Raw genomic sequence first — 22,354 nt, forward strand, 5'->3', positions numbered from 1 at the left:
ACAACAAACTCAGATGCACTGCGGGCGTTCACCGCGCGCCAGACGGCGGTTGATGTCGGCCACGACTTCAGGCAGATCGGCAATCGTGTCGATCTCGTAATGCGGGCGGCAGGCGGAAAAGCCGGCCGAGATGGCGACGCGATGGCGCGCACGCTCGTCCGCAGACAGTGCGCTGTATTGCTCGTACGGCAGGCCCAGCGCGTTGCCCGACATGAGCAGCGCAACGGTCCACATGCCGGCGCGGCGGCCCTCTTCGATTCCGGGCACGGTGTCGTCGACCTTCACGCAGGCCGCCACATCCCCAATCGCAAGGTCCACCACGCAGCGCAGTGCCTGCGCAGGCCACGGGCGGGCACGCGGCACTTCATCGCAAGCGACCACGCAGTCGGGTGTGTAGCCAGCACTGGCAGCCAGGTCGACCACACGATCCATCACCACGCGCGGGTAGCCCGAGCACGTGCCGATCTTCAACCCCGCTTCGCGCAGTGCGGCGATGGTGTCGAGCGCGCCCGGGATCATTGCGGAATGCGCACCCACCTTTTCGATCTGCAGCGGCATGAAGCGTTTGTAGATGGCGGTGACATCGTCATCGGTGGGCATGCGCCCGTGCGCGAGCGAGAAACGCGCGGCAATCGCACCGTCGTTGCACAGCGTGCGGATGTGGTCCCACTTGCCCAGGCCCATCGGGCCGCGTGCTTCGTCCAGCGTGATGGCCACGCCAAATTCTGCAAACGCTTCCACGAAGATCTGCGTGGGGGCAAACGAGCCGAAATCGACCACGGTACCGGCCCAGTCGAGCACAGCGGCCTCCAGGCGCAACGGCGTGCCGCCCGGGTTGAGGCGGTCTGCGCCGGCCTGGCGTGCCGAGATTGGGGAGGAGTCACCCATGTTCATGCTTCCTTTCTGTTTTTTGCTGCTTGTTGCTGCTTGTTGTTATTAGGGACGACGAATTCAATGCGCCGCCGTGCGCCACGCCTGCGTACGCCGCACGATGCCGCGCGTGGCCAGTTCCAGCAGCAGAGATACGACGATCGACGTGACGAGAATGAGCGTGGACATGGCCGCAGCGGGGCCGATGTCGCCGGCGTCGTCCATGTTCAGCACGGCCACGGAAGCGAGCACGGTGTCGGGGCTGTAGAGGAAGATCACTGCTGACACGGTCGTCATGGCCGACACGAACAGATAACGCGCGCACGACAGCACGGCCGGCACACACATTGGCAGCGTCACGCGCCAGTACGTGCGCAGCGCAGACACCTTGAGCGAGGCCGACACCGCCTCGAACACCGGATCGAGCTGCCCCAGCGACGCCACCGACGTGAGGTGTGCTGCCGTGGCGCAATGCATGATCGTGCAGAGCACCATCAGCGCCATGCCGCCATACAGGCCGTTGAGCGGATTGGCCGGATGGTTGAAGAAGAACACGTAGCCCAGACCGAGCACGAGGCCGGGCACCGCCATCGGCAGCAGCACGGCAAAGCGGATGGCCGAATGCAAACCGGATTGCAACCATCCTGCAGCGCGTGTTTTCTCAACCAGCCATGCGCCGGTGAAGATCAGTGCGGTACCGAACACGGTGGTGAGTGCAGCCAACTTCAGACTGTTGCGATACGCCAGCCAGCCACCGCCATCCATGTTGTCGAAGTCGTAATTGCGCAGCGACAGTTCGAGGTTGTACGGCCAGAGCTTCACCAGCGATGCGCCAACGGCGGTGGCAAGCATCAGCAGAATCCCGCCGACCACCAGCACGCTCAGCAGCAGGAAAAGCCCATCACGCAGGCGATCCGGCTGCGGGTGATATGGCTGTGCGCGGCTGGCCAGCGCGGCGTGCTGGCGGCGCTGCACGAGGCGCTCTACCGCAAAGGTCAGCAGCGCGGGCAGCAGCAGCATCAAACCGATGACGGCACCGCGCGCAAACTGCTGTTGGCCTACCACGGCCTTGTAGGCCTCCACGGCCAACACCTGGTAGCTGCCGCCCACCACGGTCGGCACGCCAAAGTCGGTCGCGACCAGCGTGAAGACCAACGCGAAGGCGCCGAACAACCCGTAGCGCGCACCGGGCAGCGTGACCGTGCGGAACGTGCGCCACGGGCTCGCGCCCATGGCACGGGCGGCGTCATACAGCCGGCCGTCTGCCAGCGTGAGCGTCGCCAGCAACAGCATCAACGCATACGGGAACGTGTAGAACACCTCGCCCAGCACGATGCCCCAGAAGCCGTAGATGTTGTTGCCGCTCATCCATGCCTTGAACAAGCCCTGGTTGCCAAACAGGTAAACCAGCGCAATGCCCGGCAGCAGCGACGGCGCAAACAGCGGCAGCATCGCCAGCGTGCGCATCGTGCCGCGCAACGGCATGCGGGTGCGTTGCACCGCGTAAGCCAGGGCAAATGCCAGCGGCACCACAATGGCGGCCACCGCACCGGATACCGCGAGGGTACGGCCAACCATGGCAAGAAAATTCGGCGCCTGCACCACATGGGCAACCAGCGCCAGGCCGTGCTCGTCTGTGCTGCGCACACTGGCAACCAGGCCCGTGGCCTGCAACAACATCATCGCCGTGGGCAGCAGCAAGCCGATGGCGAGCAACAGCAGCCAGCCGAGCTTCATGCCCGTCAGCACAGGCGCATCGGTACGCCAGAACGGCGTGCCCGCGGCGCGAGCCGGTTTGGATGCGGCGGATTGGGTGGCCGCAACCACGTTGGCCTCAGGGGGCAGCATCGACATGGCGGCCTCAGGCATACACACGCAGGCCGTCGCGCTCCAGCGCGATCCACAGCTTGCTGTCGCCCAGGCCATTGCGGCCGGTTTGCAGCGCGCTCGATGCCACTTCGGCCACCAGCGGTGCATCGGCCAGGCCATCGATCGACAGCGTCACGCGCGTTCGGCTGCCCAGGTAGATCTGGTCGACCACGCGGGCGAGATGGCGATTGGGTGCGTCGTCGTCGGGATGCAGCGTGACGGCTTCGGGGCGGCAGAACAGACGGCCCTGAAACGCCCCACTATCGGCGAAAACCGGATCGAGCAGCAGCGGTTGGCCGGCCAGCGTGGGCGTGCCATCTTCCGCGCGTTCCAGCGGCAGCCAGTTGGCTTGGCCGACAAACCCGGCGACAAACCCGGTTGCCGGGCGCGAATAGATCTCCGCCGGCGAGCCGGTCTGCTCGATGCGGCCGTTGGACATGACGGCGATGCGATCAGCCATCGCCATGGCCTCGTCCTGGTCGTGCGTGACCATCAACGTGGTGACGTTCAGCTTGCGCTGCAGGCGGCGCAGCTCGATGCGCAGGTGCTCGCGCACCTGGGCGTCCAGCGCCGACATTGGCTCATCCAGCAGCAACAGCGACGGCGCGGGTGCCAGTGCGCGGGCCAGTGCCACACGCTGCTGTTGGCCGCCCGACAGTTGCGACGGGTACTTCGCCTCGCTGCCGGCCAGGTCAACCAGCGCGAGCATCTCCGAGACCCGCTCCTGCATGCGCGCACGGTTGCCGCTACTGGCGTCCAGCCCGTAGCCAACGTTCTGCGCGACCGTCAGGTTGGGAAACAGCGCATACGACTGGAAGACGATGCCGTAGTCACGCTCACGCGGGGGCAGATTGGAAATATCGCGGCCACCGGCGACGATCTGGCCGCCGTCGTGCGCCTCCAGCCCGGCAATGATGCGCAGCAGGGTCGTCTTGCCGCAGCCCGACGGGCCCAGCAGGCAGACGAATTCGCCTTGCGCCACATCCAGCGACACCCCGTCAAGCGCCGTGAACGCGCCAAATCGGCGTGAGATTTGCCGCACCGACAGGAACGGTGTGGCGGAACCCGAGGTCGGGTTGGTAACAGGCTGAGAGATGGGCACAGGGCGCAGATAGTGGCAAAAACGATCGCCACTGTAGCCAGCCGACATGTACCCCTTGTGGCAGTTACCCCAAAAACGCCAATGCGCGCATTTCCGGATTTTGGTTCGTCTATGACGAGACCGGCCGGACTTCGCTCAGGAAGGCGGCAATCAACCGCGCCTCACGCCGATCCTGCAGGCAATACAGGTATTCGCTCAGCTCCGGCGCGCCACCCTCAAAGGGCAGCACACGCAGATCGGCGTGGCTCGGCACTTCCTGGCGGGCGATGACACTGACACCCAGGTTGCGCGTGATGGCCTCCCGGATGGACTCCCGGCTGCCGATTTCTACCGTGGAAGCCGGCGTCACGCCAGCCTGCGCCATCATCGTTTCGGTCATGGCGCGCGTGGTCGATCCCACCTCGCGCACCAGCAGCCGGCATTGCGACAGAGCACTCACAGGCACGCTCGTCTGGCCGGCGAGCGCGTGGCTGCGATGCACCACGAGCACAAGCGGATCGCGCGCCAGTTCAATGCGCAGAAAACGCGCGTCGTCCACGCGCTGCGACGACGATGCCACGTCCACCCGGTACTCCTGCAGCGCTTCGAGCATCTGCACCGAATTGCCGGCTTCGATGCTGACGTCGATGCCGGGGTGGCTTTTGCAGAAGCGATCGACGATGTCGAGTACGTAATACGGCGCCGTCGCGCCGATGCGCAGGTGGCCCGATCCCATGTCACCGGAGTTGCGCAGGAAGAAGTCGATCTCGGTTTCCTGGCGCACGAGCTGGTCCACCAGGGGCATCAGCCGCACGCCCGCGTCCGACAAGGAGAGCCGGCGCCCGCCCCGGTAGAACAGCTCCACGCCGTAGGCCTCTTCCAGGGCGCGGATCTGCGAAGTCACGGTCGGCTGCGACAGGCCGAGCTGCTTGGCTGCCAGCGTGATGCTGCCCAGGCGGGCAACCATGAAGAACGATTTGAGCTGCGCAACGAGCATCGGCGGGTGACGTATTGAGCGCGTTTGCGGCGCGGTGAATGAGCGGGCGGCCCATTCTAGCGGACGGCTCCGTCGCCAAAGTGGCGCCAGGCGCCCTCCTCCGTTTTCTGCATCTACATCCCGGAGCTACGACTTTTTCAACCTTTTCGACAACGCAAACTTTGCGTACCCCCACATCGGGGGGAATTGGCGCCTGTGAGGCCGTCATTTCCACAAATCGAATCCGCCACTTCGCCTTGAGAATCCGTTCGCATGTTGCGCTTGAGGCAGTCACGAGCCGCCCTCGCGCAGGCTTCTGGTATGTGCGGATTTGGAGAGAAGTGGATGGAACGCAGCAGCAACAACGTGCGCGGCACGAAGCAATGGACCATCGCGATGATGGTGGCAGCAGCAGGCACCCTGGCCGCATGTGGTGGAGGCGGTGGCGGCGGGGGTTCGGGGGCCACCCCGGCAGCCACGCAAGGCTCGTCCGCCAATATCACCGTGGCGGCGGCGTGCAGCGGGTCGAACTGCGGCGCACTGGGCAATACCTACGCCGGCTCCGGCGTGGGCGTATGGCAAGCGACCAATACGGGCGGAGCGTCCGGCTCGGTGCCGGTGTCGATCGCGGGGCTGACTGGCCAGAGCGTGACGCTCATCTACACCAACCAGAGTGCGGCGGCTCAGCCGATGCCGTCCATCTCGCTCACGGGCCTGGGGCTGCTGAATGCCACGGGCACGCCGGTCCCGAAGACTGCCGCCGACGTGGCGGGCAATGACGCCAACGCAGCGTTCGATCGCCAGCTCTCCGATTTCAACATCCATGCGCTGGATGGATACGCCACTGGCGGCGCCCCGCTCAAGACGCAAGGCGCTTCCAACGACACGGTGCTGCGTCCGCAGTCGGTCGCCAGCGTCGGCACACAGCGTACGTGGAACCATCAACAGCCGGATGGCACCGCCACCGTGCGTACGGCCACGCTGCGCCAGCAAGCCACGGCCACGGACGGCCGCATCGTCAACCTGTGGGTGGAAAACACCGAATACGACACCAGCAAGATCACCGACGGCATCATCAACACGCTCATCAGCAAATTTGCTTCGGGCACGCAGTCTGTCTACGCACTGGCCACTTCGCTGGTCGGCCAGCCGTGGGGCAGCTACTCCAGCTCCGCCAGCCTGATCGATCCGAACCAGGCGCTCGATGTCGTGGTGCTGAACATCCAGCCGGATAGCCAGCCCTATGGCCGCGTTGGCTATTTCTGGGCGCGCAACAACTTCACCACCAGCTCGCAGCCGCTGTCGAACCAGTCGCTGTCGCTCTATGTGGATTCGGAAACGATCTACCTGGGTGGCACGGACGGGCTGAACACCGTCATCTCGACGCTCGGCCATGAGTTCACGCACATGGCCAACTTCTACCAGCGCGGCGTGCTGCACGGCTCGCAGTACATGTACGGCACCTGGCTGGAAGAAATGACAGCGATGACGATGGAAGACGTGCTCTCCAGCCAGATCGACCCAAGCTTCAACAACGTGCGCGACAGCCGCTTCCCGGCCTGGCTGCAAAGCGCGTACGACTGCTCGCTGACGGCGTTCGATCCGTCGCTGTCGTCGTCATGCCCGGGGTATCCGATTTCGGGCAGCCTGGGCGGCTTCCTGCTGCGCCAGTACGGCATTGCGTACTACACGAACCTGCTGCAGAACTTCTCGTCGACGGATTCGGCTGCGGTACTCAACAGCGCCATCCAAGCCGGCGGCGGCGCAGGGCTGGGCGATGCAACGGGCCGCTGGGGCACGGCGGTTGCGCTGCTGCCGGTGCCGGGCAGCCCGTCGGGATTTGCGTATCCGGCTCGCTCGGACAGCGGCTTTTCGATCCCGGCGCTGAACGGCCCGAACTACAGCAGCCAGCGCACCATGCCGACGTCGGTACCGGCCACGCTGCAAAGCTTCGGCCAGTTCCCGGTCGCACGCGGCACGAAGGCTGGCACGTACAGCGAGACGATCACGGTGCCGGCATATTCAACGGTGTCGATCATCATCCATTGACAATGCGCGGCTGAGGGAGCGTGCTCCCTTTTGGTTTCGGCCAGCGCCGGAACCTTGAGAAGGACCAAAAGAAAAGGCGCCGAGGGTTGAATGCCCTCGGCGCCTTTTCACTTGACTACGGCAGGAACGACCCGCCGTAGCCTCACCGCGTGCTTACATCTGTACGGTGTCGGCCACTTCCTTGAAGTCTTCGATCTGGTCGAAGTTCATGTACTGGTAGATCTTGTCGCCGTTGGCGGTGAGCACGCCCATGTCGGCCATGTACTCGTCCTTGGTCGGGATCTTGCCCAGACGCGAGCAGATCGCCGCCAGTTCCGCCGAGCCGAGGTACACGTTCGTGTTCTTGCCCAGGCGGTTCGGGAAGTTGCGGGTGGACGTCGACATGACCGTCGCGCCTTCGCGCACCTGTGCCTGGTTGCCCATGCACAGCGAGCAGCCCGGCATTTCGGTGCGGGCACCGGCCGTGCCGAACACGCCGTAGTGGCCCTCTTCCGTCAATTGCTTCTGGTCCATCTTGGTCGGCGGCGCAACCCAGAGCTTGACCGGAATGTCGCGCTTGCCTTCCAGCAGCTTCGACGCCGCACGGAAGTGGCCGATGTTGGTCATGCACGAGCCGATGAACACTTCGTCGATCTTGGCGCCGGCCACGTCGGACAGCGTCTTCACGTCGTCCGGATCGTTCGGGCAGGCAACGATCGGCTCATGGATGTCGGCCAGGTCGATCTCGATGACGGCAGCGTATTCAGCGTCGGCGTCCGGCTGCAGCAGTTGCGGATCGGCCAGCCATTGCTCCATCGCCTTGATGCGGCGTTGCAGGCTGCGCGGGTCTTGGTAGCCCTGCGCGATCATCCACTTGAGCAGCGTGATGTTGCTGTTCAGGTACTCGATGATCGGGTCCTTGTTCAGGTGCACTGTGCAACCGGCGGCCGAACGCTCAGCAGACGCATCCGACAGTTCGAACGCTTGCTCGACCTTCAGGTCAGGCAGGCCTTCGATTTCGAGGATGCGGCCCGAGAAGATGTTCTTCTTGCCTTGCTTGGCGACCGTCAGCATGCCTTGCTTGATCGCGTACAGCGGAATCGCGTTGACGAGGTCACGCAGCGTGACGCCCGGCTGCATCTTGCCCTTGAAGCGAACCAGCACCGATTCCGGCATGTCCAGCGGCATCGTGCCGGTGGCAGCCGCGAATGCGACCAGGCCCGAGCCTGCCGGGAAGCTGATGCCGATCGGGAAGCGCGTGTGCGAGTCGCCGCCGGTGCCGACGGTGTCGGGCAGCAGCATGCGGTTCAGCCACGAGTGGATCACGCCATCGCCCGGGCGCAGCGCAATGCCGCCACGCGTGCTGATGAAGTTCGGCAGCGTCTGGTGCGTCTTCACGTCCACCGGCTTCGGATACGCGGCGGTGTGGCAGAACGACTGCATCACGAGGTCGGCCGAGAAGCCGAGGCACGCCAGATCCTTCAGTTCGTCGCGGGTCATCGGGCCCGTGGTGTCCTGTGAGCCGACCGAGGTCATCTTCGGTTCGCAGTACGTGCCCGGGCGAATGCCCTGGCCTTCCGGCAGACCGCACGCGCGGCCGACCATCTTCTGCGCGAGCGAGAAACCCTTGCCGCTGTCGGCCGGCTGGTGCGGCAGGCGGAACAGCGTCGACGGTGCGAGGCCCAGCGCTTCACGCGCCTTGGCGGTCAGGCCGCGGCCGATGATCAGCGGAATGCGGCCACCGGCGCGCACTTCGTCGAACAGCACGTCCGACTTGACCTGGAATTCGGCGATAACCTTGCCGTCCTTCAGCGCCTTGCCTTCGTACGGGCGCAGTTCAACCACGTCGCCCATTTCCATCTGCGACACGTCGAGTTCGATCGGCAGCGCGCCGGCATCTTCCATCGTGTTGTAGAAGATCGGAGCGATCTTGCCGCCCAGGCACACGCCGCCGAAACGCTTGTTCGGAACGTAGGGGATATCTTCGCCCGTGAACCACAGCACCGAGTTGGTGGCCGACTTGCGCGAGGAACCGGTGCCGACCACGTCGCCCACGTAGGCGACCAGGTGGCCCTTTTCCTTAAGCGATTCGATGAACTTGACCGGGCCGCGCTTGCCGTCTTCTTCCGGCGTGATGCCGGGGCGCGCGTTCTTCAGCATCGCCAGCGCGTGCATCGGGATGTCCGGGCGGGTGGTGGCGTCCGGTGCCGGCGACAGGTCGTCGGTGTTGGTTTCGCCCGTCACCTTGAACACGGTGATGGTCAGGCTTTCCGGCACTTCCGGACGGCTCGTGAACCATTCGGCGTCGGCCCAGCTCTGCAGCACAGCCTTTGCGTGCACGTTGCCCTTGTCGGCGAGTTCCTTCACATCATGGAACTGGTCGAACATCAGCAGCGTTTTCTTCAGCGCCTCTGCGGCGGTGGCGCCGACTTCGGCGTCAGACAGCAGCTCGATCAGCGGCTGGATGTTGTAGCCGCCCAGCATCGTGCCGAGCAGTTCGGTGGCGCGGGCACGCGAAATCAGCGCGCAAGCGGTCTCACCCTTGGCGACAGCAGCCAGGAAGCCTGCTTTCACGCGGGCGGCTTCGTCCACGCCAGCGGGTACGCGATGGGTGATCAGGTCGAGCAGCGTTTGCTCTTCACCCGCGGGCGGGTTCGTCAGCAGTTCGACCAGTTCGGCGGTCTGCTGAGCCGTCAACGGCAGGGGAGGAATACCGAGCGCGGCGCGGGCGGCCACGTGAGCGCGAAAGTTTTCAAGCATGGGAAACCTGCTGAGATGACGTTACAGGGGGATCTTTTCAGGCACCCCGAGGCTGGTCCGGGCGCCGCTTGGGCGCGATTCTAATCGCAATACCCCACACGGTCAAATGTCTTATATCTTATATAAGAGTCGACCGCGCGACCTGCCGCCTTCAGCCGTTCAATGCTGCCCTTCCCCCTCTCCTCCAGGCACACAGCCCCCCCCTGCGTGCCTCTTCAAGTTCCAAGCGAACGTGCCGAAAAAGATTCCGATGTAGAGCGGCGAGCACATCCCCGGTTTGCCGACATTCAAACAAAAAGAATCAGCTATGCGAGTCGATCCCCCTCTCACGACCAACGCGCTGCCGCCTGCGGCGAGCCGTCCATCCCGCGTTTCAGTTGGAAATGAAGCGGCATCCCCATCCGCGTCGAAAGGCAACGACATCGGCTCGAATACCGACGAAACGCGATCATCGACTGGCCTGAATCCATCATCGGGCGACGCAGGGGCGTCAAGCGACAGCCCCGTGGTCAAGCAGTTGAAAGCGCAGATCAACGCGCTGCGGCAGCGGCTTTCAGCGTTGCAGCGGCAGATGGAAGCCGAATCGAAACAGGCCACCATCGACAAGGAGGCAGCTGCCAAACTTCAGGCGCTGTCGACGGAAGCAAGCTCGGTATCCGCGGCACTTGAAACTGCAATAGGCCAACTTGCCCAGGCGCAGCAAGCGGAAGGCAAGAGCTCGGGAGGCCTGTTCTCCACGACAGCCTGAGAAGACGGCAATACCGCAATTGCTCCAGTCGGCCCGCGCGTCGTCAAAACCGAGGCGATACCGGTGCCGCCCCGCCGGCAAACCAGCCCGCTACGACGCGCAGGTTCCGCCAACTATTCAGCAATAACAGCCTACCTGCCGTCAGCGCGCATGTTGCGGAGGATTCTGCGGATATGCCGCCCGGCAAAGCTCTAGCACTTCAGTGCGAAACCATTGATGCGCCGGATCGTGATCGAGGCGCGGATGCCAGATCTCTGAAACGGTGAAAGCGGGTATGGCCAGCGGTAGTTCGAAATACTGCAGCCCGTTGGCAGCCGCGTAATCCGTTACAAAGGCATTACCCAGGCAGGAGTACGGAACGGCGGCCAGTAAGTCCGAATGGCGGGCCAGTTGCATAGCGCTCATATAGGACGGCACCACGATTACTACCTTCCGTCGAAGGTTTGGCAGCTCCAGTGCCACGTCGATCGCATTTTCCGTTTCGCCTGTACGCGAAACCATGACGTGGCCACATGCTGCCCATTGCTCCAGGCTGATGCGAGCATCGCCCAGGAAAGGATGGCCCACGCGACACACCCCGACATAGCGATCGCGGAAAAGCAGCCGTGTCCGGACCTCAGGGGCAGCCGTGCGGACAATACCGATCTCCAGATCAATCGCGCCGTCCCGCAACGGCTGCGCGTTCCAGTCCGGCTTGGGCGTGAAGCGGACTTGCACGCCGGGCGCCGCGCGAAGAATGCGGTCCATCAAGGCCGCGCCAAGCAGATCGACGAAGCCTTCACCCGCGCGCACGGTGAAGCATTGCTCAAGGGTGGCCACGTCGAATCGATGTTCAGCACGGCTGAGCGCCGCCTCCGCTTCACGGGCCAGTGCGGGAATGCGCAGGCTCAGTTGCTCGGCGTAAGGCGTCAGCACCAGCGCGCGGCCAGCCTGCAACAGCAAGCGATCGCCCGTCGCGATGCGCAGGCGCGAAAGTGTGCGGCTCATAGCGGAGACGCTGAGATTCAGACGCCGGGCCGCACCGGTGACGCTACGTTCACTGAGCAATGCATCCAGCGCGGGCAGGAGGTTGAGATCGACGCGTGACATGCGGCCAGAATAATCGAAAACGCATCCAGCCATGGCGTCTGGTGCAATCGTGGATTGTCGGCCAGGCGTCTGGTGCAAAACGCGGGCTCTTCTGACAATACGCAGCATCCCCTGCGCACAACGGAGAATGCCTTGCCCAACGCTCCCATCCACACGCCCACCGTTTTGCTGATCGGCGCCTCACGGGGCCTTGGTTATGCCATGGCGGCCGAGTTTCTCAAGAAGGGATGGAATGTCGTGGGCACGGTCCGCGCCGGCAACGACCGGACACTCTTGCACGATCTCGCCAATGCGCATCCAGACCAGGTCGCCATCGAAACGCTGGACATCACGCAGCCCGAGCAGATCCAGGCCCTGCGCGAACGCCTGTCCGGCCGGACGTTCGATGTTCTGTTCGTCAATGCGGGGACAACCAATCCGGATCCAACACAGACCATCGGCGAGGTCTCCACTGAAGACTTCGTGGCGCTCATGATCACCAATGCGCTCAGCCCGATGCGCGTGGTCGAAAGCATGGCGGACCTTGTTCCGCCGGCCGGCCTGATCGGGATCATGTCGTCCGGGCAAGGCAGCATTGCCGACAATGAATCCGGCCAGCGCGAACTCTATCGCGGCAGCAAGGCGGCACTGAACCAGTTCATGCGCAGTTTCGCCGCGCGCCAGGCTCACACACCCTTGGCCATGCTGCTGATCGCCCCCGGCTGGGTACGCACCGATCTCGGCGGCCCCGAGGGACGATTGTCAATCGAGGAGAGTGTTCCAGGCGTCGTGAACGTGATTCTGAACAAACTGGGGCGACCTGGCCTTGAGTATCTCGACTACCGCGGCAGGACTGTCCGCTGGTGATTCGGATGGGCTGGTATGGAGAAAACGGCATTGCACGTGCTCGCCGCACGATGCTAGAGCCGTGGTCGCCGCGACCGGGAGTTGGGCTGCGGACATCGGTGTCCGCTGGCCAGGACTTCCGCGCTTGATCCGCACGGCAGCGTATGACTCGCGATCGGGCGCGCTCAACGATCCGACCGCTCGACGACGACCTCGCTGACCTGAACCACCGGGGCGATGTCGGTATAGTTGGCAATGTCGCCCAGGATCTCGGCGCCGTGCTCTCGCATGGCGGCCTGGAAGCCTTCGGCCGAATCACAGATGAACGCGCACATCGCCACGAAGGCAGGCGGTGTATCAGGCGCTCCACCGGCCAAGCCTTTTTCGACGGTGTAGTAGGCGCAGGCACTCCCCAACCTAGCCTTCACCATCGGCATGTGCCGGTCGCGGTAATAGGCGTGGTCGAAACGCGCGCCTTCGGTGTACGGGTACATCACGGTGACCTTGATCATGCGGTTCTCCTTGCCATCATTGGCGTCGTCGCCCAGCGATTCTCGTGAGTGCCGACGATCATACCGTCCTGCAGTCGAGGGGGGGCGTGAGACTTCCGTTCCGGGCGACCAGACACATCAATGGGTTAGGCCGGAGTTTTGGCACAGAATCCCGATGAACTGCGATTCGAATGTGGGCAATTTGCGGGCAAAGTCACGGAAGATCAGCGGCGCGATAAGCCAAGCGCCACCACCTGTGGGAAATCCACTCCCCCACGAAGTCGGGCACTTCGCCTGACGCGTAGAAGCCGAACAGTATTTCGTCTACCCCGACACCCCGTTTGGCGCCGCAAAAGGAGAGCTGGCTGTCAGGGATGATCGTCAAGATCAGAGGCGAGCGACCGCCAGCCGACCGGTGGTGACCGCCTGCAATACACGGCCGGAAACTCCCCCTTCTTGGTGGTTTGGTTTCTGTTCTGATCACCGATAATGAAAATACGCAGGATGCTCAATGGTCCCTACTTTGCGTCTCCTGCGTTTTATGACGGCTCATCGGGGGGGAGCGTCACGCCCGCGTGTGCAGGGCGCTTTTTTTGGTTCGCAGCAAACGTTTTACGCGAATGAGCGAATCGATACGCCCCTCGGAGCGCCTTCCAATATGCGCCCGTGCTGATCGAACAAACCGAACGGCTGGAGAACGCCCAGCAGGCCCTCGCCGCCAAGACCACCAAGAAAGCCGCCGAAGACGTCCGCATCGCCACCAACAAGATCGCGGCGGCCAAGGGCAAACTCGAAGAGATCAAGAGCACCGAGCTCAAGCCGCGCGACTCGCGCATCTACCCCGGCTGGTACGCGCCCGTGATGGTCATGGAGAACGGCCGGCGCGTCGTCAAACCGATGCGTTACCAGTGCCGTCCCGCCGGCAAACCGGCCTTCTACGACGAGCAGTATCCCGGCACCTACAACGCCCGCCGCGGCAACTTGCGCGGCTTCTGGAAAGGCCAATACGGCCACACGCACGGCCTGGTCCTGGTCGACGCCTTCTATGAGAACGTGACCGGCCCAGACGGCAAAAACGTCGTGCTCGAATTCCGCCCCGACCCGCCGCAGACGCTGCTCGTCGCCTGCGTGTGGTCACACTGGCGCGCGACCAAGCCCGGCGAGAAGGATCTGCTGTCGTTCGCCATCATCACCGACGATCCGCCGCCGGAGATCGCGGAGGCCGGCCACGACCGCTGCCCGATTCCGATCAAGCCGGAAAACATTGATGCGTGGTTGAACCCCGAGCCGCGCAGCCTCGATGCGGTAGATGCGATTCTTGAGGACAAGCTGCGGCCGTACTACGTGCATCGCGCCGCAACGTGAAGAGTTCCATCACCTCGCAAATAGACTATGCAGAGGTTCTCCACACGGGGCTTTTATGGCGTGAACTTACGCACAAACTCATGGGCTTCCGTCAATGTGGCGGGGTAGCTCACTACACGCTTCCCACCTGATGCAGTCGTCTCGTAGACGGAGTAAAAGCGGAACCCGTGCTCAACAAGGAAACGGACCTTCTCCCATTGAGCAAAGTCGTTGGAGCGCGGGGCCGAAAATTTCCGACTTAGCATTTCCATCGGTGCCCGGCACTGGGGGCAAATACGACCGCCTGGCCGCGCGGGGAGCTTGAACGATTTCCGACAACCAAAGCACACGAAAGGGAAGCGAAACGCCTGTAAGTCCTTTTCCTTCGGAAAGTAAGTGTGATGCTTAAATCGACGCATAGCAGAATTTTCTTTAAGGGTGGCTGTTTAGCGACCATTACTGACCGATAGCAGACGGCCGGCACCCCATTTGAACTGCATCCGCTGCAGCACCAAAGCTGCCAGTCAAACCTCCACGAAACAGCCATTTGCGCTGACTATGAGGCAGTTCGAGCAGCGCGGATGGTTACAGCTCCAGCGCACTGAGGCTATTCAGTATGGCCGCTTCTCGGAACAAGGCCGCGAATGATGTCGAGGCGGTTCGCGGGGGCATCTTCGGCAAGGAAAGCAGGAATAGTGAGGGCGTCACGCTTAGGTCTACATAGAAAGGCGACCGGCCACTCGGTGATGCGCTCCTCGCGAACATGTACGTACTTTCCAGGTTCGGGCTCGTCGATATATTCTCGTTGCAGTACGAGGGCCAGCGGCTCTTCAGCGCCGACGCTTGTGCGAAAAAACGCCTCCGCGTCTTCGTAACTACTGAAAGCGTAGTAATAATCCGACCCATCTGCCTCGTCTGGAGCACCACGTTCCGGATGACACCACACCCGATATTCAAGGACGGCATCCCAAACGAATCCGCCGCCCGCCTTGGCTCCGGCAGGATATTCGCCGACCTTTGACAAATTCAGCACAGGCGGAAATTTCACGATACAGGCCTCGCACAATTTTATAGCCGGCAGTATGGCATGTCGCCGCTATGTCAATGGCGCTCAGAGCCGACAGCCGACGTACAGCAGCTGCCTGCCAACTACGTCATCCGCAAGACCGGCCAGTTCACGGCACAACCGCGCATCGACGCCGCGCCCCGCGCAGCCCTCACACCGGAAGAGCTCGCCAGCCTCTACCCCGCCGACGTCGAGCGCGCGCTGCAACTGCTCAACAAACACATCTACCAGGCAGACCGCTACACCGGCATGCTCATCGTCCTGCAGCACGACGACGCCAAAGAGCCCGTCGTCATCTCCGCCGGCAGCTATCGGCACAAGCGCGCCCGCGCCCTGACTGACTTTGCGCGGGCGTCGGTGCAGATTTCGGATTTGATTGAGGCGGGGGTGTAGGGGTGGGATGGGGCTCGCATCGCTGGGCGGGTTGCTGGCGGTGCGGCTCATTGGCGATGACGGCTATTGGCCGCACTGGGCCGGTCAGGCCCGGCGAAACGGACATTCAGCTTTTGGAATCTAGATCCGCCCCCGACGGGCCTTGATCACGGGACTCAGCACTGAGTTCACGAAGGATCTTAAGAGCCAGCGCGCCGTACCCGACGCCTATGCCCTTGTTGCGCTCATTGAAGTTCAGCGTGCCGGTGATGTCTTCCCACTGCTCCACTCGAACCTCATCAGTCGCGTCGATTTCGAAGGCTATGAAGCGCCGGTCTTGTGTAACGAGATTGCCGCAAAAGGTCGGCATGCCAGGGAAATCTATGAGGAGACGCAAAATGATCGATCTGTCCCACCGAACACCTCGCGCCTCTCCTATCCTGGCAAGCTCGGCTGGTACGCCCTGAACCCTCCAATAGGTTGCCTCCTTCCGCACTGCATCTTCAGTATGGGCGTTCTGCTGTTGCACATTCAACTGCTTCGGAGCGCGTTTCAACACGATCGATTCGGTTATGTGTTCAAGTTGTGTTGCGCCATATTGGCGGAGCGGCTCTTCTTGGCCGGATACGGCCTCTCGCGAGAAATGGCAGCGCCCGCCTCCAAGCATGAGCCGATATTGGCTTACTAGTCGTTCAAGTCAGGGATGGAATGGCTTCGTAGCTTGCTCTATGAAACTTGCCTTGAAATGCGCTCTATCCTTGGCCGCGCCATCCCTGTATATCGTTTCGATCTTCTGGATCGGCACACCTCTCGCTTTCAGGGCATCATAAATCGCGGTACCACACACGTTAGCAAGCTGTTCTTCGTGCTGACGTACATGTTCGGGATCTTCTTGGCTAACCGAGATTGCGGCTTCCACGGCTGCTCTGTCGGCAGCATCAAAGGTGTCCGGCCCGATCGTACGAGCGATCTGGCCATAAACGAAGCTTTGGGTATCAGCATTGTCGATATCAGGCCACGCCGCTTCAGCTTCTGCCCGGGTCAGACCGCCATGCTCCGTACCGGCGTTCGTCAACGCGGACCTTCTATTCGCTAGGGCGTAAAAGCAAAATAGGGCCCGTTCCTGCGCACCTGCCGCCGCGTAACGGGGGAAATATCCCTTAGTTGAATCGCTGGAGGCAGAGCTAGTTTGCGACGGCGCGGAGGAATCCCCGTATGCGCCAGTGGCAATCAAGAATGCTGCAGAGGTAATGAGACTGGCAAGACGGGTAGCTGACATGTTTTCTCAGTCAACAACCGAAAGCTTGATCGGCGTACCGTCCGGGAGACTGGCAATCTGCCGAGCTATGTCGCCAGAGAAGCGTATGAGCTCCTCCATCGAGATTGTTCCGAGGTTATTGCCACCGTACTCGCCGCCGAGCACGCCCGGGATCTTGAGACAGAACTTCCGCCCTGCCGCGAGCGCGCCAAGCCGTTGCGTTGCTTGATCCACCAGCGCACTCATCTGCCAGTCCACCAAAAACTCACTATCGGCGGCCAGCGCCTCAAACGCTGATTGGTCAGCCGCAACTACCTCGCAGTAGCAATCTTCCGGGCAGAGCCGCCAGTACCGTCCGTGCGCGTCCTTGATGACGAGATTGCCGAAGTCGTTCTCGTCTATCAGTTCCACCGGCTTGATGCCGGTCCAACCCCAGGCGCTCTGGACAGTTTCAAGAATTTGCATCTGCTGGCCTCCCGCCGCAATGAATCCAATCGATGTCAGCCTTCCGGCGTGGAAGCCGCCAAATGAGCACGAACTTTGACGTGGACAAAGCAGTGCTTCGCCATTGACGACTCAACAAATGAATCCAGCCCGGGCCAGCTGGACACACGCTCGAGCCAGACTACGGCATGGTCGAGCAGCGCCGACAGGAGTACGGCCGATATCGGGAGCGACGCATTTAGCGATCGAATTTCTTCGGCCAGGCTCTCAGGCGCAATACGCTCAAGCCGGGCACGAATGTGGCACCGATGCTCAGGTGGAGACGTCTCGTCACCCAGCGCCTTCAAATAGACCGCGACATTCACATACACCTGCTCGCCAAACGCACTCTTCTGCAGATTGACGACCTGAAATGCGTCTGGCGTTTCCCTCGTCCAGGTTCTTGCTTTCTTCTTGAACCCCAACGCCTTCAGGCCGGGAGCGAGCTGAGCTTCGACTGGTAGCAATTTTGCCCCTAGGTTATCGCCGTCCTGCAAGGCTCCGATACATAGACCACTCGGGGTCCTGTTTCAGCGAAATACTGATCGGCAAACGCGGTTTACCCTGCAGGGTCTTGTTGAGTACACGCATGAATTCGTCGTGTGAACGAGCAAGGTAGTACCAGTCGACCTTACCCTCCCCCGTCACCGCTGCCGCGAGCACAGCGGTCCGCTCTCGTTCTTCGGCAGCCTGCAAGGAATCTTCAAATGCGTAGTGCTGCTCTGATTCGCCCTTGGTGGGCATCCGGCCCGGGTTGGCGCCAGGCCAAGAAATCACCACAAGCGAGCCAAACGACGCCTTCTGAACCCAGTTAGGCAAATCACTACGATAGCGGACGATCCGCCGTACATTTCCGGCCGAGTCTTTTGCAGCTAGCACATCCCAAGCTTTCTCATCCGGAGCAGCAAAGGCGACCGTACAAACTGCGAAAGCAAAAGTGGCCGTCAGCCATTTCGAAATGCCCATTTGAATTAACGCTTGATTTGTTGGATGGACCGTCGTGACGTGGCTGCGGCCAACGCAGAGTCAAGATAGCATTTTCTGCCGGGTGGGCGCGCTGGTTTGCACGTAACCCCCAACCAGCCGTATACTCGGTCGGTTGCCGGAAACACCGGCACACGGGATTGGCGTCCCGGTATACTTCGGCGCACAAGAGCCGCGCCTGCACATTGGACGCGGCTTTTTGTTTGCGCAGCATGGTTCTCCTTCGGGCGGGCTGTGTGGGAGGGCTTCGGCCCTGCCGGTTCCGAAGTACCGGTACGCCAACCTGCACAGTTCCGCCCACCCGATTGGCGTCGGGTTGGCGGTTCAAATACCGCTACTTCGGAGTCATGCCATGACTGGTACGTCTGTTGGCGCGTCCGCGCTCGCCCCTACCCCCAATACCTTCAATTTCGAATCCCATTCGGTACGCGTTGTCATGCGCGACGACGAGCCATGGTTCGTCGCGGCCGACGTGTGCCGCGCGCTGCAACTCACGAATCCGACAAAGGCGCTTCTTTCTCTCGACGCTGACGAGAAAGCCCTAACTTCAATTCAGGGCTTATCCCGAGGCAACGATCAGGCCAACGTCATCAGCGAATCCGGCATGTACGCCCTCGTCCTGCGCTGCCGAGACGCCGTGAAGCCCGGCACCGTGCCGCACCGCTTCCGCAAGTGGGTCACGTCCATCGTCCTGCCGGCCATCCGCAAGACCGGCCAGTTCACGGCGCAACCGCGCATCGACGCCGCGCCCCGCGCAGCCCTCACACCAGAAGAGCTCGCCAGCCTCTACCCCGCCGACGTCGAGCGCGCGCTGCAACTGCTCAACAAACACATCTACCAGGCAGACCGCTACACCGGCATGCTCATCGTCCTGCAGCACGACGACACCAAAGAGCCCGTCGTCATCTCCGCCGGCAGCTATCGGCATAAGCGCGCCCGCGCGCTGACTGACTTTGCGCGGGCGTCGGTGCAGATTTCGGATTTGATTGAGGCGGGGGTGTAGGGGGGGGTGTAGGGGGGGGTGGGATGGGGCTTGCATTGCTGGCTGGGGTGGTGGCGATGCGGGTCGCGGGGACTATCGCCTACTCTTGTTTGAGCCGGTGCCACGCGAAAACACCGACCACAACCACTATGGCGAATAGCAGCAGGATTCGCCAATCCCGGCGTGTCGTCGGCAAGTCGGTCGCCCCTGGGCCACCAAAGATCGCCGCAATCAGGGTTGAGAATACGAACAATAGGGCCAATCCGCCCTTTGCTAAGCCACTGAAGAGCGCCGTGACGGCCGCCACTACGCTAAAGCGAGGACGAAAAAGGCGCCGCGACGAGGCGATCTCACGTTCAAAATCACTCATTTTCTCAATCTGCTCAGGCTTTCTTCATCAGAAGCATTTTTTCGAAGTCCTGCAGCAGATGCGCGCCCTCCACATCCCTTCCGGCTCGATAGGCAGACAGTGACGCATCGAGCAAATCGCGCAATCGAACCCGCGTGGTGCCATCCGCAATCGCCTCTTCAACGAAGTGCATTCCATTCCGGAGCTCTTCAAACGCTTTTTCAAGGTTCATCTGCTCGTCTTGCGACAGATAGTCTTCCTCCGGGAAATCATCAGGAGCACTTAAGAGGACATAAGAAATGAAGTCAACGTAGCCTCCGAAGTTGCGCACCCAAGCCATATCTTTTCCTATTTTCATCACTGTGGCAGAGGGCGTCCGTTTCTGGCCGAAAGCAGACGGCAGTCTACTCACTTCCATTCAAACGAAGCCGCTCGGACAAGCTTGGCTCGCGCGTGGTCTGAGAGCCAAGGAAAGCGCTCCTGCAGTGCTAGGTCCGCAGCGGCCGCGTTTTGCCCGTTATCCGCATGCTGCCAATGACGTGCATCACAGGCCTCGATCCAGATTTGCTGAAGCGTTGTGCGGTCTGCCGCTATGAGCGTGGGCCACGCCTTCACGGCCTCTAGGAACGTCCAAGGCTGGTTCCATGCTTCGAATGTCTCAATGGCGGCGATTATTTCGAGTTGCATATCTAATCTGCGATGATGGGAACGATCCCTTGTGACGTGTGCAGAACGTACGACTCGAAGCCATCTCGCTTGGGGATGATCTTGAGCATTGAGCCCGCCTCGAACGTCAGCGTCAACACCCTGCGTTCGTCAAAATTGGCATCTGCAATGGTTCTCTTCACGCAGCGTTGCAGGTAAGCGCTGGACTCCGGAGATTCTGCATCCCCGCAAATTTCTTCCTTCTCGTCCACCGTCGAAAAGCCGCATTGGATCAGTATCCATCCACCAGCACGCCCGGTACCGCCGAACACCAACGCTACAGACCCAGGGCTGATCTTTACCTCTGTGATTTGACTTCCGATGATCTCGGCAAGGTCACTTGTTGTGAGCATTGTCAGGGTTCCGAATGAACAGCTGCATCGAGGAAGCACCCGAAGCCTCGAGCGCACGCTCACGCGCCTGCAAGTATCTCAGTTTCCGGGCATCCCGCTCGGCCCCGGTGAAGAGATCGACAAGATCCGCCGCATCCGCTCCAGATAGCTCACATCGGCCGGCGGCTCCATCGCCCAGGCCGGCGCCGGGCTGATCTTCACTTGCGCCGGCGCTGGCGTCGGGCTGGCAACGGGCGCGCACTGACATCCGTACATCACCAGCAGCAAGGGCGCGCTGCAGACGCGTGTTTTCAGCGGTGGCACGTTGCATCTCCGAGAAATGGGTACGGTTGAGCGCGTCGAGCTGGTCGGTAAGCTGCCGGTGTTTGTCGATTGCAGCCTGCAGCGCGGTCACGACGGTATCGACGGCGGCCTGGCGCTCGATGGCGTGGTCGCGCTGGATCTGCGCGATGGTCTTGTCGTAGCGGTTGGCTTGCCAGCCCCACGCGGCTGCTGCAGCTACCGCCGCCACTGCCACCAGGCGGATCATTGCGAAGTTCATTGGCTTTGCCTTGTCGGATGATGTGAGTGACCCACAGCCCCGCCATCGCCAGCGCGCAATGCAGTTGGACGGTGGCGATGTCGTGATTGGCGCCGAGCGCGGTGGAGGCGCTGCCCAGCGCGCACAGGGCGACTGCGCACAGCAGCAGCGCACCGCGCAGCCCGTGCGGAATAGCCTGCGTGAGGGCAGCCCACGCCGCGCCCGCGCAGATGCCCACGAGCGCCACGATGTCGATGGCGGTGAGCACGTCGTTTTGGCTGATCGTCATTCTTTGCGGCCTCCCATCCAGCGTTGCGCTGCCTGCTGCAGCCAGTCATGAACCAGGCGACGCAGCGCCGGGAGCTCGCCGTATGCGTAGCCGACGATGGTCAGCCCGAACACACCTGCGATGAACTTGATGGCGTCGGACTCAAGCCCTGCGGGCACGTGCCACAAGGCAATCACGCCGTTGCCGAGGTAATGCGCGCAGGCAATGCCCAGCAGTAGCGCCGCCACGCGCTGCACGGGCGTGCCCGGAATGAACCGCAAAGACACCAGCGCACCAGCCGGGGCGTAGTTGAAGGATTCCGTTACGCGTGCAAAGCCGCCGGACTCATGCCCGATCTGCGCGATAAAGGCGGCTTGCTGCGCGGGCGTGAAGATGCCGAAGCGCTTGCACGTGGCCTCGATGTGCGGCCACCAGCGATCCGCAAGCGCGGGCGGCAAGGCGGCGGCCTTGCTGAAGGTATCTTTGTTCATGGCTTGGAAATGAAAAAGCCCGCCGGGTGGCGGGCTGGTTGGGATGCGGCCGCAGTTGCGAGCGTGTGGGTCTTGTTACTTGGGCGGTGCGGGAATAGCCAGGTTGGTGACCTCGGCCGCCTTCTTCGGCTTGCCCTGCCCCGCCTTGGCCTTGCCGGTGTTGCCGCCGTTGAGGCTCACGTTCACGAGCCAGCTTTTGTTGGCGTAGATGTGCGTGACCGTCTCGGCCAGGTAGTCGCCGTCGGCTTGGGCTTTGAAGCCTTGCAGGCGCAGCGTTTTCTCGGCGACGATGCACCCTCATTTCACGAAATCCAATCACTGTGAAAGCGGACGTATCTCGAGCAAGGGCTCGTCGGCACAAAAACTCCGACGAAATGGCAGTCCCCCCGTGCAACCTCCAGAGGTGTGCCCCTGTCAGGGTTCAGCTTGATGCAGCATAATT

The 22,354-nt window shown here is 62.2% G+C and carries 23 protein-coding genes and 1 pseudogene; 6 read left to right on the forward strand and 18 right to left on the reverse strand.

Features of this window, described 5'->3' with window-relative positions; translation table 11 throughout:
• Positions 1 to 9 precede the first annotated feature (9 nt).
• The 4 genes from phnX to BG83_RS0123395 all read right to left on the reverse strand — a co-directional run bounded on the left by phnX (position 10) and on the right by BG83_RS0123395 (position 4,817).
• Positions 10 to 888, reverse strand: a complete 879-nt coding sequence (phnX, locus tag BG83_RS0123380) for a phosphonoacetaldehyde hydrolase (protein WP_024979023.1) — start codon at positions 886 to 888, stop codon at positions 10 to 12.
• 63 nt (positions 889 to 951) lie between these two features.
• On the reverse strand, positions 952 to 2,724 hold the full coding sequence (locus tag BG83_RS0123385) for a putative 2-aminoethylphosphonate ABC transporter permease subunit (RefSeq protein WP_024979024.1): 1,773 nt from the start codon (positions 2,722 to 2,724) through the stop codon (positions 952 to 954).
• 7 nt (positions 2,725 to 2,731) lie between these two features.
• Complete coding sequence (locus tag BG83_RS28035) at positions 2,732 to 3,889, reverse strand: putative 2-aminoethylphosphonate ABC transporter ATP-binding protein (protein WP_235193263.1); 1,158 nt, start codon at positions 3,887 to 3,889, stop codon at positions 2,732 to 2,734.
• A 61-nt stretch (positions 3,890 to 3,950) separates the two neighbouring features.
• Positions 3,951 to 4,817, reverse strand: a complete 867-nt coding sequence (locus BG83_RS0123395) for a LysR family transcriptional regulator (RefSeq protein WP_024979025.1) — start codon at positions 4,815 to 4,817, stop codon at positions 3,951 to 3,953.
• A 324-nt stretch (positions 4,818 to 5,141) separates the two neighbouring features.
• On the opposite strand from BG83_RS0123395, the gene BG83_RS0123400 reads away from it, so the two are divergent.
• Positions 5,142 to 6,845 (forward strand): M30 family zinc metallopeptidase, encoded by a 1,704-nt coding sequence (locus BG83_RS0123400; RefSeq protein ID WP_024979026.1) that lies wholly within the window; start codon positions 5,142 to 5,144, stop codon positions 6,843 to 6,845.
• Positions 6,846 to 6,998: 153 nt separating this feature from the next.
• On the opposite strand, the gene acnB is transcribed toward BG83_RS0123400, so the two are convergent.
• Complete coding sequence (gene acnB, locus BG83_RS0123405) at positions 6,999 to 9,584, reverse strand: bifunctional aconitate hydratase 2/2-methylisocitrate dehydratase (RefSeq protein WP_024979027.1); 2,586 nt, start codon at positions 9,582 to 9,584, stop codon at positions 6,999 to 7,001.
• A gap of 277 nt (positions 9,585 to 9,861) precedes the next feature.
• Between acnB and BG83_RS29455 the strand changes: the two genes are divergently transcribed.
• Positions 9,862 to 10,332: a hypothetical protein gene (locus tag BG83_RS29455; RefSeq protein ID WP_152543749.1), complete on the forward strand. Its 471-nt coding sequence runs from the start codon at positions 9,862 to 9,864 to the stop codon at positions 10,330 to 10,332.
• 141 nt (positions 10,333 to 10,473) lie between these two features.
• Here BG83_RS29455 and BG83_RS0123415 read toward each other — a convergent pair whose 3' ends face one another.
• Positions 10,474 to 11,421, reverse strand: a complete 948-nt coding sequence (locus BG83_RS0123415; RefSeq protein WP_024979029.1) for a LysR family transcriptional regulator — start codon at positions 11,419 to 11,421, stop codon at positions 10,474 to 10,476.
• Positions 11,422 to 11,532: 111 nt separating this feature from the next.
• On the opposite strand from BG83_RS0123415, the gene BG83_RS0123420 reads away from it, so the two are divergent.
• Positions 11,533 to 12,267, forward strand: a complete 735-nt coding sequence (locus tag BG83_RS0123420) for an SDR family NAD(P)-dependent oxidoreductase (protein WP_051541592.1) — start codon at positions 11,533 to 11,535, stop codon at positions 12,265 to 12,267.
• Positions 12,268 to 12,431: 164 nt separating this feature from the next.
• On the opposite strand, the gene BG83_RS0123425 is transcribed toward BG83_RS0123420, so the two are convergent.
• Complete coding sequence (locus BG83_RS0123425) at positions 12,432 to 12,758, reverse strand: EthD family reductase (protein WP_024979031.1); 327 nt, start codon at positions 12,756 to 12,758, stop codon at positions 12,432 to 12,434.
• Positions 12,759 to 13,406: 648 nt separating this feature from the next.
• Here BG83_RS0123425 and BG83_RS28040 point away from each other — a divergent pair.
• Positions 13,407 to 14,102, forward strand: a pseudogene (locus tag BG83_RS28040) (SOS response-associated peptidase family protein); the annotation flags it as partial.
• A 586-nt stretch (positions 14,103 to 14,688) separates the two neighbouring features.
• On the opposite strand, the gene BG83_RS29000 reads toward BG83_RS28040, so the two are convergent.
• Positions 14,689 to 15,129 (reverse strand): GCN5 family acetyltransferase, encoded by a 441-nt coding sequence (locus BG83_RS29000; RefSeq protein ID WP_235193264.1) that lies wholly within the window; start codon positions 15,127 to 15,129, stop codon positions 14,689 to 14,691.
• Between the two features lie 39 nt (positions 15,130 to 15,168).
• On the opposite strand from BG83_RS29000, the gene BG83_RS29005 reads away from it, so the two are divergent.
• Positions 15,169 to 15,540 (forward strand): hypothetical protein, encoded by a 372-nt coding sequence (locus BG83_RS29005; protein WP_235193265.1) that lies wholly within the window; start codon positions 15,169 to 15,171, stop codon positions 15,538 to 15,540.
• 106 nt (positions 15,541 to 15,646) lie between these two features.
• On the opposite strand, the gene BG83_RS28050 is transcribed toward BG83_RS29005, so the two are convergent.
• The 5 genes from BG83_RS28050 to BG83_RS29010 form a co-directional block, all read right to left on the reverse strand.
• Complete coding sequence (locus BG83_RS28050) at positions 15,647 to 16,078, reverse strand: hypothetical protein (RefSeq protein WP_152543750.1); 432 nt, start codon at positions 16,076 to 16,078, stop codon at positions 15,647 to 15,649.
• Between the two features lie 138 nt (positions 16,079 to 16,216).
• Positions 16,217 to 16,798 (reverse strand): hypothetical protein, encoded by a 582-nt coding sequence (locus BG83_RS0123450; RefSeq protein WP_024979034.1) that lies wholly within the window; start codon positions 16,796 to 16,798, stop codon positions 16,217 to 16,219.
• 6 nt (positions 16,799 to 16,804) lie between these two features.
• A complete protein-coding gene (locus BG83_RS0123455) occupies positions 16,805 to 17,242 on the reverse strand; it encodes a T6SS immunity protein Tdi1 domain-containing protein (RefSeq protein WP_024979035.1) in 438 nt (145 codons plus the stop codon).
• A 35-nt stretch (positions 17,243 to 17,277) separates the two neighbouring features.
• The gene (locus BG83_RS28390) at positions 17,278 to 17,757 is read right to left on the reverse strand and encodes a DUF4304 domain-containing protein (protein WP_024979036.1); all 480 of its coding nucleotides are present in this window, start codon (positions 17,755 to 17,757) and stop codon (positions 17,278 to 17,280) included.
• Positions 17,741 to 18,226, reverse strand: coding sequence for a DUF695 domain-containing protein (locus tag BG83_RS29010; protein ID WP_080693730.1), 486 nt, complete (start codon positions 18,224 to 18,226; stop codon positions 17,741 to 17,743). Before BG83_RS29010 ends, BG83_RS28390 begins: the two co-directional genes overlap by 17 nt.
• Positions 18,227 to 18,680: 454 nt before the next feature.
• On the opposite strand from BG83_RS29010, the gene BG83_RS29930 reads away from it, so the two are divergent.
• The gene (locus BG83_RS29930; RefSeq protein WP_235193266.1) at positions 18,681 to 19,247 is read left to right on the forward strand and encodes a Bro-N domain-containing protein; all 567 of its coding nucleotides are present in this window, start codon (positions 18,681 to 18,683) and stop codon (positions 19,245 to 19,247) included.
• A 79-nt stretch (positions 19,248 to 19,326) separates the two neighbouring features.
• Here the strand turns inward: BG83_RS29930 and BG83_RS0123480 are convergent, their stop codons facing one another.
• From BG83_RS0123480 to BG83_RS28395, 5 genes are all read right to left on the reverse strand, one after another.
• On the reverse strand, positions 19,327 to 19,596 hold the full coding sequence (locus tag BG83_RS0123480) for a hypothetical protein (RefSeq protein ID WP_024979038.1): 270 nt from the start codon (positions 19,594 to 19,596) through the stop codon (positions 19,327 to 19,329).
• A gap of 13 nt (positions 19,597 to 19,609) precedes the next feature.
• Positions 19,610 to 19,915: a hypothetical protein gene (locus tag BG83_RS0123485; RefSeq protein ID WP_024979039.1), complete on the reverse strand. Its 306-nt coding sequence runs from the start codon at positions 19,913 to 19,915 to the stop codon at positions 19,610 to 19,612.
• 349 nt (positions 19,916 to 20,264) lie between these two features.
• Complete coding sequence (locus BG83_RS0123495; protein WP_024979041.1) at positions 20,265 to 20,633, reverse strand: hypothetical protein; 369 nt, start codon at positions 20,631 to 20,633, stop codon at positions 20,265 to 20,267.
• The gene (locus BG83_RS0123500; RefSeq protein WP_235193267.1) at positions 20,617 to 21,162 is read right to left on the reverse strand and encodes a lysis system i-spanin subunit Rz; all 546 of its coding nucleotides are present in this window, start codon (positions 21,160 to 21,162) and stop codon (positions 20,617 to 20,619) included. Before BG83_RS0123500 ends, BG83_RS0123495 begins: the two co-directional genes overlap by 17 nt.
• A gap of 276 nt (positions 21,163 to 21,438) precedes the next feature.
• On the reverse strand, positions 21,439 to 21,912 hold the full coding sequence (locus BG83_RS28395; RefSeq protein WP_024979043.1) for a hypothetical protein: 474 nt from the start codon (positions 21,910 to 21,912) through the stop codon (positions 21,439 to 21,441).
• Between the last annotated feature and the right edge of the window lie 442 nt (positions 21,913 to 22,354).

The organism is Ralstonia pickettii (genome assembly GCF_000607165.1).
GTDB classification, from domain to species: Bacteria; Pseudomonadota; Gammaproteobacteria; order Burkholderiales; family Burkholderiaceae; genus Ralstonia; species Ralstonia holmesii.